The sequence below is a fragment of the Clostridium carboxidivorans P7 genome, assembly GCF_001038625.1.
Lineage (GTDB): Bacteria > Bacillota > Clostridia > Clostridiales > Clostridiaceae > Clostridium_AM > Clostridium_AM carboxidivorans.
Window position 1 is genome coordinate 5,613,998 of the sequence record NZ_CP011803.1, and the last position, 13,667, is coordinate 5,627,664.

Annotated in this window: 16 protein-coding genes; all 16 read left to right on the forward strand. The window is 30.6% G+C overall.

Features of this window, described 5'->3' with window-relative positions:
• The first annotated feature begins 77 nt into the window (after positions 1-77).
• The 16 genes from Ccar_RS25245 to Ccar_RS25320 all read left to right on the forward strand — a co-directional run bounded on the left by Ccar_RS25245 (position 78) and on the right by Ccar_RS25320 (position 13,649).
• Positions 78-1,094 (forward strand): flagellar hook-basal body complex protein, encoded by a 1,017-nt coding sequence (locus tag Ccar_RS25245; protein ID WP_007059547.1) that lies wholly within the window; start codon positions 78-80, stop codon positions 1,092-1,094.
• A 110-nt stretch (positions 1,095-1,204) separates the two neighbouring features.
• A complete protein-coding gene (locus tag Ccar_RS25250) occupies positions 1,205-1,420 on the forward strand; it encodes a flagellar FlbD family protein (protein WP_007059546.1) in 216 nt (71 codons plus the stop codon).
• Between the two features lie 99 nt (positions 1,421-1,519).
• On the forward strand, positions 1,520-2,044 hold the full coding sequence (locus Ccar_RS25255) for a flagellar basal body-associated FliL family protein (protein ID WP_007064781.1): 525 nt from the start codon (positions 1,520-1,522) through the stop codon (positions 2,042-2,044).
• 23 nt (positions 2,045-2,067) lie between these two features.
• Positions 2,068-2,424: a flagellar biosynthetic protein FliO gene (gene fliO, locus Ccar_RS25260; RefSeq protein WP_007059544.1), complete on the forward strand. Its 357-nt coding sequence runs from the start codon at positions 2,068-2,070 to the stop codon at positions 2,422-2,424.
• Entirely contained in the window at positions 2,417-3,193 is a 777-nt protein-coding gene (gene fliP, locus Ccar_RS25265; RefSeq protein WP_007064780.1) for a flagellar type III secretion system pore protein FliP, read from the forward strand. The genes fliO and fliP overlap by 8 nt, the downstream gene beginning before the upstream one ends.
• Before the next feature lie 10 nt (positions 3,194-3,203).
• Positions 3,204-3,473 (forward strand): flagellar biosynthesis protein FliQ, encoded by a 270-nt coding sequence (gene fliQ / locus Ccar_RS25270; RefSeq protein ID WP_007059541.1) that lies wholly within the window; start codon positions 3,204-3,206, stop codon positions 3,471-3,473.
• Between the two features lie 55 nt (positions 3,474-3,528).
• On the forward strand, positions 3,529-5,358 hold the full coding sequence (locus Ccar_RS25275; RefSeq protein WP_048030480.1) for a fused FliR family export protein/FlhB family type III secretion system protein: 1,830 nt from the start codon (positions 3,529-3,531) through the stop codon (positions 5,356-5,358).
• A 68-nt stretch (positions 5,359-5,426) separates the two neighbouring features.
• The gene (flhA, locus tag Ccar_RS25280) at positions 5,427-7,442 is read left to right on the forward strand and encodes a flagellar biosynthesis protein FlhA (protein ID WP_416101005.1); all 2,016 of its coding nucleotides are present in this window, start codon (positions 5,427-5,429) and stop codon (positions 7,440-7,442) included.
• Complete coding sequence (gene flhF, locus Ccar_RS25285) at positions 7,442-8,635, forward strand: flagellar biosynthesis GTPase FlhF (RefSeq protein ID WP_007059537.1); 1,194 nt, start codon at positions 7,442-7,444, stop codon at positions 8,633-8,635. Before flhA ends, flhF begins: the two co-directional genes overlap by 1 nt.
• Positions 8,632-9,510 carry a MinD/ParA family protein gene (locus Ccar_RS25290; RefSeq protein WP_007059536.1) on the forward strand — a complete coding sequence of 293 codons (879 nt, stop codon included), beginning with the start codon at positions 8,632-8,634 and terminating at the stop codon, positions 9,508-9,510. Before flhF ends, Ccar_RS25290 begins: the two co-directional genes overlap by 4 nt.
• Positions 9,511-9,521: 11 nt before the next feature.
• Positions 9,522-10,196 (forward strand): flagellar brake protein, encoded by a 675-nt coding sequence (locus tag Ccar_RS25295; RefSeq protein WP_007059535.1) that lies wholly within the window; start codon positions 9,522-9,524, stop codon positions 10,194-10,196.
• Between the two features lie 4 nt (positions 10,197-10,200).
• Positions 10,201-10,926 carry a FliA/WhiG family RNA polymerase sigma factor gene (locus tag Ccar_RS25300; RefSeq protein ID WP_007059534.1) on the forward strand — a complete coding sequence of 242 codons (726 nt, stop codon included), beginning with the start codon at positions 10,201-10,203 and terminating at the stop codon, positions 10,924-10,926.
• A gap of 28 nt (positions 10,927-10,954) precedes the next feature.
• Entirely contained in the window at positions 10,955-11,491 is a 537-nt protein-coding gene (locus Ccar_RS25305; protein WP_007059533.1) for a DUF6115 domain-containing protein, read from the forward strand.
• A 196-nt stretch (positions 11,492-11,687) separates the two neighbouring features.
• Positions 11,688-12,467: a flagellar basal-body rod protein FlgG gene (locus Ccar_RS25310; RefSeq protein ID WP_007059531.1), complete on the forward strand. Its 780-nt coding sequence runs from the start codon at positions 11,688-11,690 to the stop codon at positions 12,465-12,467.
• 13 nt (positions 12,468-12,480) lie between these two features.
• Positions 12,481-13,275, forward strand: coding sequence for a flagellar basal-body rod protein FlgG (locus tag Ccar_RS25315; RefSeq protein ID WP_007059530.1), 795 nt, complete (start codon positions 12,481-12,483; stop codon positions 13,273-13,275).
• Between the two features lie 116 nt (positions 13,276-13,391).
• Positions 13,392-13,649 (forward strand): hypothetical protein, encoded by a 258-nt coding sequence (locus tag Ccar_RS25320; RefSeq protein ID WP_237737346.1) that lies wholly within the window; start codon positions 13,392-13,394, stop codon positions 13,647-13,649.
• Positions 13,650-13,667: the final 18 nt, after the last annotated feature.

The following is a 13,667-nucleotide window of genomic DNA, read 5'->3' on the forward strand; positions in this document are numbered from 1 at the left end:
GGACCTGAATAAGGATGTCTAACTTTGTGGAACGATTGAAGCAAAGTAAAATAAATAAATTTAGGAGGTAGAAATTTATGTTACCATCCATGTTCTCAGGAATAAGTGGATTAAAAGTTAATCAAAGAAAATTAGATGTAATAGGTAATAATATAGCAAATTCAAGTACTACAGCTTATAAAACCCAAAGAGCAAGATTTGAAGATATGGTAAGCCAAAGTATGGCATCAGCTACAGGGGCTAGTTCAAAGTTAGGTGGCACTAATCCAAGACAGGTTGGTCTTGGTGTTCAATTAGCAGGTATAGATACTTCTACTGGTCAAGGAAGTATGCAGCCAACTTCAGCACCTCTTGATGTAGCAATAGATGGAGATGGATATTTTATTGTAGGAACAGGTGCTGTACCAGAAGATAGTGGTACTGTTCAAATTACTGTTACAGATGATGAAAAACATACTATGTCACCTGATGGAGTAACTACTAGTTTTACAAGAGATGGATCATTTACATTGGATACTCAAGGAAATTTGCTGACATCAGATGGATTAAGAGTTTATGGATATGCTAATAGTAAAGTTAGCATAACTTATAGTAAAGATCCAAAAGTAGCATGTACGGGTACTTATGATGCCAATGCTGAAGGAGGAGCGGATACAGAGATGAATGCAGAGGGATTAGTTCCATTAGTTATACCAGAGTATTTGACTGCAGGTGATAAGAATCATAGGATAAAGTCATATTCTATAGGATCAGATGGAACAATCACTGCTACATTAGATAGTGGTACAGCAGTTCTTGGACAAATAGCTATGGCTTCTTTTAAAAATCCTGCTGGACTTTCAAAGTTGGGTAAAAATCTATATCAAATATCACCAAATTCAGGAGATCCAGTTGTAAGAAGTACTTCAACTTCATCTGATGACAATAGTGCAGCTTATGGAGATGCTCGTCAAGGTATGCTTGAAATGTCTAATGTAGACTTGGCAGAAGAATTTACTAATATGATAATAGCTAACAGAGCTTTTCAAGCTAATGGAAAAATAATAACTACTGGAGATGAAATATTACAGGATTTGGTTAATTTGAAGAGATAATTGGCTTAGCTAGGAATGGATAATTGGAAGTTGAGAGTTTAATAATGTTTAGAATGAAAAAATCATTAACTCTCAACTTTCCACTTTCAATTAAAAAATGGAGGTTTTATATGATAAAGCTTATAGGACTTGATAATAAACCTTTTGTTGTTAATGCTGATCAAATAGAAAAACTAGAACAAATACCAGAGAGTGTTATAACTTTAGTTAATGGCAGAAAATATTTAGTTAAAGAATCTAATGATGAGATTATTGAAAAAGTTATTCAATATAAAAGAAAAATATTTTTAGGTGATGTGAAACAACCTTCTGAAGAAATATTCTAATTTACGTAGGTAGTTAAACTAAGCTTCACTTCACGTTTATTGGTTAACATTAAAAAATTTCACAAGTTGACTAATGTGCAGCGAAAAGGAGAAAGTAAAATGGAAAATAAAACAGAAAAAAAAGGTGGAAACAAGATAAAATTTATAGCAATAGGACTAGTAGCATTAATAATTGTCGGTGCAGGTGGATATTTTGGATACTCTAAGTTTGCAAAGGATAAAGGAACACAAAAAACAGCAGCACCAGCAGCAGTGCAAACAGCACAAACAACAACACAGGCAAAGACAACACAAAATCAAAGTTATTTGGAACAAATAGTTTCAGAAAAAAACATAGGACTAGATGAATGTTTAGTTAATTTGGCAGATGAAGATGGAAAAAGATATGTAAAAACAAAGATTTTTGTAGGATATGATAAAAATTCAAAGTTAGAAACTGAATTAACAGAGAAAAAACCATTAATAAGGGATGCTGTTATTGCTGTACTTAGAAGCAAAAAAGCAGCTGAAATAACACCCAAAAATATGGATAGTCTAAAAATGGAACTTATTCAAAAAATAAATCCTTTGCTTAAAAAAGGTCAGATTAACAATGTTTACTTTAGTGATCTTTTAGTTCAATAGAATTTTAAAGAATGGAGAATTATATGGACTTACAATTTTGGGTAATGCTTTTTAAAATAATAATATGTTTACCTTTTGTACTTATACTCATATACATATCTGTGAAATTTGGAGGAAATAAACTTCAAAATATTCAAAGTGGAAAATATATAAAAATTTTAGAGAGAACACCTATATCAAAAGAAAATTCTCTGTTGGTGGTTAAAATTGGAAATAAAGGTTATGTATTGTCGTCTACTGCAGGTAAAATAAGTATAATTTCAGAGCTTGATGAAGATGAAATTTCAAATATAGAAGTCTCAAAAACTATACCTCAGTATGTTGATTTTAAGGATTTTTATAGCAAACTTAAATTTAAAAAGGAAGATAAAGATGAATAAAAACAGAAGTAAAGTTATAATAAGCGCTTTAGTTTTAGGATTTATATTTTTAATGTTTGCTGCATCTAAAGTTTATGCAGCTCCAGAGGCTTTTCCTATACCAAAGGTAAATATTTCAGTAGATAATGCAAGTACACCTCAACAATATGTTGGAAATATAAAATTACTTATAATGCTGACAATTCTTACTATTTTGCCTTCTTTCATCATGATGATGACAAGCTTTGTAAGAATTATAGTAGTGTTTGGATTTTTAAGAGGTGCTATGGGAACACAGCAGTCTCCTCCAAATACCATATTAATTGGACTAGCATTATTTTTAACGGTTTTCATTATGCAGCCGGTTTACAGTAAAGTTAATACTAATGCTATTCAACCATACATGCAGAATAAAATAACACAGGAACAAGCTATAGATGAAGGAGCAAAACCTTTAAGACAATTTATGCTTAAATATACTTACAAGAAAGACTTTCAATTATTTATAGATACAGCAAAGGTAAATTATAAGATTACAAAAGATAATGCACCACTTTATGTAGTAGTACCTGCTTTTATGATAAGTGAACTTAAAACTGCTTTTATGATAGGATTTATGCTCTATATACCATTTATGATAATAGATTTAGTTGTAGCTAGTGTCCTTATGTCAATGGGTATGTTTATGCTTCCACCAGCTATGGTATCACTACCTTTTAAGTTATTACTATTTGTAATGGTAGATGGGTGGTATTTATTGGTAAAATCTTTGGTTTCAAGTTTTTCGTGAGGTGAGCTAAATGAGTGAAAACATGGTAATAGGCATTATAAAAGATGCAATACAAACAGGACTTATAGTATCAGCACCTATTTTGATAATTTCAATATTAGTTGGACTTATTATAAGTATATTTCAGGCTACTACCCAGATACAGGAGCAGACTTTAACTTTTGTACCAAAACTTATTGCAATAGCAGTAGTTGGACTTCTTACAGGAAGCTGGATGCTTCATCAATTAGTGAATTTTACAGAAAGAATATTCACATATATAGCACATATTACACAATAAAATTAAAAGTTATTTATAGTAAAGAACCTCAGTTAAAAAATGTGGGGAGGAGATTTTGGTAGATACTTTATATTTTACGGCATTAATACTTATAAGTATTAGAATGTTTTGTTTTTTTGTGGTAGTTCCTATATTTTTTCCAAGTGGAACTCCAGCTACAGTTAAGGTAGGTATAACCTTAATTATGGCATACATATTGATACCTGGTGTTGATTATACAGGAATTAACAATATAAATAATAATTTACCATTTATTATAAACTGTATGAATGAAGCAGTTGCAGGATTTACATTAGGTTTTATAACAAATTTATGCTTTAATAGTGTGCGTTTTGCTGGTAGCATCATGGATATGCAGGTTGGATTTTCTATGATGACAATGTTTGATCCAACATCAAGCAGCAACACTACTCTCATAGAACATATATTGTATTGGTTTAGTATGGTAGTTTTCTTTATAGTAGATGGACACCATATGCTTATAAAAGCTTTAATAGAAAGCTTTAAAGTTATAAAGTTGGGAAATTTTTTCTTAAATCAAAACTCAATAAACTTGATAATAAGGGTATTTATTGAGTATTTTGAAATAGCGGTGAAAATAGCAATACCTATCGTATTGATAATTCTTATAACAGATATAACCATGGGACTTGTTTCTAGAACAGTTCCACAGTTGAATGTAATGATACTTGGAATGCCAGTAAAAATACTTGTAGGACTTGGAGCTTTTTGCTTTGCACTTCCTATATTTTTAAAAATGATAGAAAACTCTTTTTATGGAATACAAGATGCTATAAATGGATTTTATAAAACTATACCTCTACTTATAATATTCGCATCTGATGATAAAACTGAAGAGGCTACACCGAAAAAAAAGAGTGATGCTAGAAAAAAAGGACAAATAGCTAAGAGTAAAGAAATAGCGTTAGCACTTACTTTACTTGCTTCTACTATAGTAATTGTAGCTTTAGGTGGTTATGTAGGTAATGGTCTTAAAAGTACCTTAATAGTTTTTTTAAATAATTATTTAACTATGTCTCTAAGTTATGACAGTGTACAGAAAATAGCATTCATAGTTGTATGGAGAATAGGAATAATATTTCTTCCAGTGGTGCTTCCAATTATGTTTATGGGGGTACTAGCAAATTTTCTTCAAACAGGAGCGCTTATTACTTCAGAACCATTAAAACCTGATTTCTCAAAGCTAAATCCTATAAATGGATTTAAAAGAATATTTTCCATGAGAACAGTTATGGAACTTTTTAAAGATTTAGCTATGGTATCAATAGTAGGTTTTGTAGGTTATAAGTTTGTAAAGGATAATTATGAGTACATACTTACTTTAGGAAGTCTTAATGCACAAGCAGTAGCAGCTGCAGTAAGTAAGCTTACAATTAATATATTTTTTAGAATAACTATATTAATGATTATTATTGCACTAATAGATTATGTTTATCAGAGATTTCAATTTAATAAAGATTTAAAAATGTCCAAACAGGAAGTAAAGGAAGAATATAAGCAAGATGAAGGAGATCCTCAAATTAAAAGTAAAATAAAGCAAAAGCAAAGGGAAATGGCTACTAGAAGAATGATGCAGGAAGTTCCTAAGGCTACTGTAGTTGTTACTAACCCTACCCATATAGCTGTAGCGCTTAAATATCAGGAAGGATTAAATGCTCCAGTGGTAGCTGCCAAAGGGGCAGATAGAGTTGCATTGAAAATAAAAGAAATAGCTAAGGAAAATGATGTTCCTATAATTGAAAATAAACCTCTTGCAAGGCTTATGTACAGTGAAGTTGAATTAGATGAGGAAATTCCAATGGATATGTATGAAGCTGTAGCAGAAATATTGGCATTAGTATATAAAATTAAAGAACGTAAGTAAAACACAGGGGTGGTATTTTGGAAAATAGTAAAAAAAGATTTAATATAAAAGACAATGTAGATATAATAATGGCTTTTGTAGTTATATCTGTGGTAATGATGATCATAATACCATTACCTGCAGAAGTACTAGATATACTTATAGCATTTAACATTACTGTATCTGTAGTAATTATACTTTTAACAATGTTTACCACAGAGGTTTTACAGTTTTCTGTATTTCCAACATTACTTTTGATTACTACTTTGTTTAGGCTAGCTCTTAATGTATCATCTACTAGGTTAATACTTAGAGATGCTTATGCAGGAGAAGTAATTAATTCTTTTGGAACCTTTGTTGTAGGTGGAAATTATGTGGTAGGTATAATTATATACCTCATTATAATAATTATACAATTTATAGTAATTACTAATGGTGCAGGCAGAGTATCAGAGGTTTCAGCTAGATTTACTTTGGATGCTATGCCTGGTAAACAAATGAGTATAGACGCAGATTTAAATTCGGGGCTTATTGATGAAAGTGGTGCTAAGAAAAGAAGAGAAGATTTGCAGCATGAAGCAGATTTTTATGGAGCTATGGATGGTGCTTCAAAATTTGTAAAAGGAGATGCTGTAGCAGGACTTATAATTACAGTAATAAATATTATAGGTGGTATTGTAATAGGTGCTGTAATGCTTAGTATGGATATATCTACAGCAGCACAAACTTATACAAAACTTACTATAGGTGATGGACTTGTAACTCAAATACCAGCACTTTTAATATCTACAGCATCAGGTATATTGGTTACTCGTTCAGGTAGTAAGGAAAACTTTGGTAGTCTTGCTGTAAAGCAATTAACTGGATTTCCAAAGGTTATAGCAATAGCAGCTGTAGTTCTTCTATTTCTTGCCATTATACCAGGACTTCCACATCTTGCATTTTTCATACTAGCTGTAGCTTGTGCAACAGCTGCATACCTTCTTTATAAGGATGCAAAGGAACAAGTTATGCAGCAAATAGAAGTTCAACAGCAGGAAATAGTAGAAACAGAAAGTAAGGAGCCAGAGAATGTAATGAATTTGATTTCTGTGGAACCTATGGAAGTGGAAATAGGATATGGACTTATTCCTATGGCAGATGAGGCTGCAGGAGGAGATTTACTTCAAAGAGTAACTTCTGTAAGGCGTCAATGTGCTATAGAAATGGGTATAGTAGTGCAGCCTATTAGAATAAGAGATAATCTTCAATTGAAAACTAATGAATATGTAGTAAAGATAAGGGGAACTGTAATGGCAAAAGGAGAGCTTATGCCAAATATGCTTTTATGTATGGACCCTACAAATGGTGAAACAGAAATTCCGGGTATTAAAACTGTGGAACCATCCTTTGGAATTCCGGCAGTTTGGATAAACAATGACCAAAGAGAAGAAGCAGAAATAAAAGGATTTACAGTGGTAGATCCTACTACTGTTATGGTTACTCATTTAACAGAAACTATAAAGAATCATTCTTATGAATTGTTAGGCAGACAGGAAGTTAAAGTTATTGTAGATTCAGTAAAAGAAAAATATAGTGCAGTAGTAGAAGAATTGATACCAGATTTACTTACTATAGGTGAACTTCAAAAAGTACTTCAAAATCTTTTAAAAGAAAGAGTGTCAATTAAAGATATGGTAACCATAATGGAATCATTGGCAGATAATTCTAGAACTACAAAGGATATTGAAGTTTTAACTGAATATGTGAGATTTGCTCTTGGAAGAAGTATTTGTAATCCACTTGTGGATGAAAATGGAGCTGTATCTGTAGTTACACTGGATCCTAAAATAGAAGATCTTATAGGAAATAATATACAAAAGTCTATGCAGGGATCATTTCCAGCTATAGATCCAGATACTACAGGCAAAATTTTAGGTTCTATAAAAAATACTTTAGATTCTGTGTATTTTTATGAAAACCAACCAGTAGTGTTGGTATCTCCTAAAATACGACCTGCTTTTAGAAAGCTTATAGAAATGGTTTTTCCAGCAGTAAATGTGTTATCTCTTAATGAAATACCCAATGATATAGAGATAAAAACTGAAGGAGTGATTTCGATATAATGGTAATTAAAAGATACATAGTTAAGAGTATGAACGAAGCACTTACTAGAATAAGATATGAATTGGGAAAGGATGCCGTTATAATAAGTCAGAGAAGGATAAGAAAAGGTGGCTTTTTAGGCTTCTTTTCAAAAAGAGTTTTGGAAGTTACAGCGGCCATAGACAATAAGAAACCATCTAGGGACATAAGTAGTGGAGAAAATGTAGAAGAAAGTATACAAGCTATAAAAAAAATAATGAATACTAAAATAAAAGAAAATGAGAAGCAAATTAAAGAAAGTAATATGCCATTGAATAATCAACAAAGAAAAAGAACTGAAGTTATTTTTGATGAAAATTATAAGTCAATGTTAGAGAAAAACAATGAACAATTGGTGAATGAAGTAAAAGAAATGAGAAACATGTTAGATGAAATGGTTAAAGGATCAAATATAACTATTGGTAAAAGTAAAGTACAGTTATATTTAGAGAAAATGGATGTAGAAGATAAGGTTGTTAAATATATAATGAATGAAATGAAAATGATACCTGATGATGTTCCTAATAAAGAAAAAATTAAGAAAGTAATGGAACAGATTATACTAACAAAGCCTATGGAAGAAAATGATATAGTGGTGCTAGTTGGACCAACAGGAGTGGGGAAAACTACCACAATTGCAAAGTTAGCAGGTAAGATGGCGCTTTTAGAAGGAAAAAAAGTAGGGCTTATAACTATAGATACATATAGAATAGGTGCAGTAGAGCAACTTAAAACTTATGCAGATATAATGAACATACCTTTTAAAGTAGTTTTAACTATAAAGGAAATGGAAGCAGCAGTAGAAAGTATGAGTAACTGTGATGTAATATTAGTAGATACTACAGGAAGAAGCAGTAAGAATACTATGCAGATATCAGAACTTAGAGCTTTTATAGAAAAGGTTAATACTGATAATGTCAATTTGGTAATGAGTTGTACTACAAAAAATAGGGACATAGGTGTAATACTTGAGGGATATAAGCCTTTAAATTATAGTAACATAATAATTACTAAGTTGGACGAAACTTCTACGTATGGTTCTATATTAAATATATGTGAAGGCTCTAAAAAACCAATAAGCTTTGTTACAACAGGACAAAATGTTCCAGATGATATAAAGTTTATGACTTCAAAAGAAATAACTAATCTCGTACTAGGAGAGGATAGTATATGATGGATCAAGCTGAAAAATTAAGAAATCTAGTACAAAAAGAAAAAATAGTAAAACAAGAAAATAAATTAGACTCCTCTAAACCGAGAATTATTACTGTAACTTCTGGTAAAGGAGGGGTTGGTAAAAGTAATTTTGTAGTAAATGTAGCTATTGCACTACAAAAGATGGGAAAAAAAGTACTTATATTTGATGCAGATATGGGTATGGGGAATGATGACGTACTTATGGGATTTTTGCCAAAATTTAACGTATATGATATAATATTTGATAACAAATCCATAGAAGAAGTGGTAATTGAAGGAACACTTGGAGTAAAACTTCTTCCAGGAGGAACTGGTATTTCAAAGTTTGAAGAAGTGACAGAAGCTCAAAGAGATGCTTTTATAAATAAATTATCAGAATTGAATGATATTGATTATATAATAATTGATACTGGTGCAGGTGTAAATAGAAGTGTACTTGGTTTTATTGCTTGCTCAGAGGAATTAATACTTATTACCACTCCAGAACCAACTTCACTTACAGATGCATATAGTCTTCTTAAAACGGTGAATCATTTTAAATTAAAAGATTTTGCTAAAATTTTAGTGAATAAAACCATGGACGAAGAAGAGGGGAAGGCTACATATAATAAATTTAGTAATGTAGTAAAAAAGTTTTTAAATGTAGAATTACAGTATTTAGGACATATGAGTGAGGATAAAAAACTTATTAAAGCTGTAAGAAGTCAAGAACCTTTTTTAACAAGTTATCCTAATTCAATTGTGGCTAAGGATGTAGAAAATATAGCAAAAAAAATAGTGGGTATTGAAAATGAAAAAGGTGGAAAAAGTGTACAGGATTTATTTAAAAAAATATTCAATATATTTTCATAAGGAGTAGTTATATGAGTGAAAAGGTAGAGTTCTTAATTAACGGTAAAATAGAAATTGAAATGGAAGATGGATATTACAAAAGTAATGTTCAAGATATTACAGAAGAATATGTAGCAATAAGTATACCGGTAAATAATGGTCAATATCTACCTTTAAGAAAAGAAGAGAGGATTACTGGTGTATACTATTATGATAAAGAAATATATAGGTTTGAAACTGTAGTTTTAGGGAGAAAAGTAGATAAAATACTTATTATAATGATAAAGAAGCCTAGTGCTTTTAGGAAGGTACAGAGGAGAAATTTTGTCAGAGTTCCTTTTATGACTAATGTAGTTTGTGCAAGAATAAATTTGGCAAAAGATATGAAAAGTATAGGGGATAATCAAATAGAGTTCTTTGAAGCCTATTCACTGGACGTAAGTGGAGGCGGTATGAGGCTTGCTGTTAGTCGAGAATGGGAAGAAAAAATAAACTGCAAGGATATTTTAATGGTAACAATCCCTTTACAACAAGAAAGTATTACTGTAAAGACTAAAATAGTAAGGGTAGAAAATGATAAGAAAAATCCTAAAATTATTTATGGAACTGTTTTTTTAGATTTAGATAGACCTACCCGGGAAACTATAATAAAACTGGTTTTTCATATTATGAGGAATCAGATGAAAAATGGAGTAAAGGGGGATTAGAATTATGGCACTGGCAGATGGCCTGGATGTTAAGGAAGAACTGGTAAAAAAATATATACCTTTAGTTAAATATATTGCATCAAGAGTTATAATAGGCAAAACTAAATATATAGAATATGAAGATTTAGTTAGTTATGGAATGCTTGGGCTTATGGATGCTATAGGTAAATTTGATAACACTAGGGGAATGAAGTTTTCAACTTATTCTTCTATAAGAATAAAAGGTGCAATGATAGATGAAATAAGAAAGAATAGTCCTATTTCAAAGGGAGCTATGGACAAGCTAAATAGGTATAATGCTGCAGTAGAAAGACTTCAAAAGACTTTAGGAAGGGAACCTTCTGATAAGGAAATAGCTAATGAACTTAATATAACATTAAAAGAAATGATAGAAATAGAAAATTATATAAATTATATATCTATTGTTTCATTAGAAGATTTAATATTCTCAGAAGATGATGATATTCCTCTAATTGGTACTATACAGGACAATAAAAGTCCAAGTCCAGAAAAAAGTTTAGAAGAAAAAGAGGAATTGGAATATCTAGCAAAGGCATTGGACTTGCTTAATGAAAAGGATAAAACAGTTTTATCTTTATACTATTATGAAGGTTTGACATTGAAAGAAATTGGAAAAGTTTTAAGTGTATCAGAATCTAGAGTATGCCAGCTTCACAGTAGGGCTATTGTACATTTGAGAAATGCAATGCAAAAGCTTAAATACATATAATAAATTTTAATTAAAAGCGAGGAAATTTATGATTTTAGTTATAATAGTTCTAATTATAACAGGAGCATTATTAATAGTGTTAAATTTTAATGCTATGAAAAAAGAAAAGTTTACAAGCATATTAAATAATAAAAAAGAAGATTTAACAGATTATAAATTAGAAATTGGTAAAGTTAAGAAGGAATTTTCCGAAACTATATTAGAGTTGCAAAAAGAAATAGAAGATTTAAAGATTAAAATAAGTTTAATAGAATCTGATAATTGTGAATCAAAAGGTGAATCACAGGATAAAATTGCAGAGGAACAATTACATATAGAAATTAATGACGAATTAGATAAAAAAGATGAAGTAGAAAACAAAAGTGAAATAAAAATAGAGGATAATGAAAATAAACTAAATAATGAACTTAAAACATCCGAAAATATTAAAGTAGGAAGTAATGGCGTAAAAGTAGATAAGATAAACAAAATGATAAATGAAGGAATGTCTGTTGATGAAATAGCTGAAGAACTGAACATTGGTAAGGGGGAAGTGCTATTAATAAAAGAATTATATGTGAAGTAAAAGCTTTAATAGATTTTTTAAGTGATAGAAAATTATTAATAGGAATAGGAATAGGTATTATTATATCCACAATTCTTATGACTGGAGTCAAATTTAACTATGAAATGAGTAAAGTTAAAATTGAAGATAAAGCAAGATCAATGGGTATGATATACCCGGATGAAGTTAAAGTAATTAATAATAAGGAAGTGGGCAAATGATAAGAAGTCTTTATACTGCAGTTTCAGGAATGATAACTCAGGAAGCCAAACAGGATGTAATAACTAATAATTTAGCCAATGCAACTACAGTGGGTTTTAAAGGTGATAATTTAGCTGTTAAAAAATTTGATGATGTGTTGCTTCAAAATTATGACAAGATAGTTGGAGGCAAGAATGTAAGAAATGTAATAGGCTCAATAAGTCTTGGAAGTAAAATTGATGCTGTAAATACTGATTTTACTCAAGGAAATATAGAATCAACGGATAAGGCTACAGATTTTGCTATACAAGGAAAGGGCTTTTTTGCAGTACAGAGGAATAATGGAGTGGATAACGGACAATATTATACAAGAGACGGCCATTTTCATGTAAACATTAACGGAATTCTTGTTAATGATTCTGGTGATACAGTACTAGGCAGAAATTTGCAAAATAATTCTTTGGGTCCTATAAATGTAGGAAGTGGAGAACTAAAATGTGATACTAGCGGTAATGTAAGTATAAATAATGTGCCAACGTATAAGCTGTATACAGTAGATTTTAATGATTATAATACCTTAAAAAAGGTAGGAGATAATCTTTATCAAGGAACAAATCCTACAGAAAATGCAGCTGTAGTTAGACAGAAATCTTTAGAAAAATCTAATATAAATGTAATCAACGAAATGGTTAGTATGATGACTACTATGAGAACTTTTGAAACTAATCAAAAAGTTGTACAAGCACTTGACGAAACTTTATCTAAAGCGGCTAATGAAATTGGATCTGTAAGATAGGAGAGGTGATATTGTGTTAAGGATTTTATGGGGAAGTAAAAGTGCTATGAATGCTCAACAAGATAAGCTAGATAGTATTTCCAATAATATTGCAAATGAAAGTACTACAGGATATAAAAGAGAAGACGTAAGTTTTCAAGATTTAGTTTATGAAACTTTAAATAGAAAGGGTTATCCCAATAGTGGAGATAATCCTAAAGAACCTATAAATGGTACAGGTGTTAAGGCCACCCAATGGTATAGAGATAATACTCAGGGTCCTTTGAGACAGACAGATTCTAAGACAGATTTTGCAATAGATGGAGAAGGCTATTTTAGGGTTACACTTCCTAATGGAACTAAGGCTTATGAGAGAGCAGGGAGCTTTAATATAGATAATAATGGAGACATTGTAGATAAAGATGGTAATAGATTAGACATAGAGTTTACGGAAGAAGGATCAAACTTATTTAATTCGGGTACTGGTTTTACTCAAGATAATTTTGCTGTTAAAGAAAATGGGGAAATTTATTTAAATGTTGATAACAGTAATAGTGTATATTATGGAAAGATTAATGTTTATAATCCAGTAGGACAAGAAGCTTTAAGTTCTATAGGTGACAATTTATACACAGCTAATCCAGGAGCACAAATTAATGTTGCTCAAAATAGCAATGTACTTCAAGGTAAGTTGGAAGAGTCAAATGTAAATATTGGAAAAGAAATGACAGATATGATAATAGCACAAAGAGCCTTTGAACTTAGTTCTAAAGCTATGAAAACAGGTGACGAAATGTGGGGACTTGTAAATAGTATGAAAGGTAGATAAAACACTGAAATTTAATTCAGTGTTTTTTTATTTATACAATATTTCTGTCAATAAATAAATTCTATATACATATAATATATAGATGTAATGATTTAGGAGGTTTTTTAGTGGAAAGAATGTATGGCAGAGGTAGTTGTAACAAGGAAAAGGGGGCTAAAATGGAAGAACATAGTTGTGGAATGAAAAATTTTATATGTCCTATGATGAAATATATGTGTCCAATGATGAATATGATGAATCCGATGATGATGAATCCAATGATGGGGCCTATGATGCAGCAAAATATGCCTGAAGCAATGATGGGGAATATGCCTCAAAATAACATGTATGGTTTAAAAATGAAAACTGTAGAAATGAGTGAAATAGAAGATTAGCATAATTAGAATTTTAGC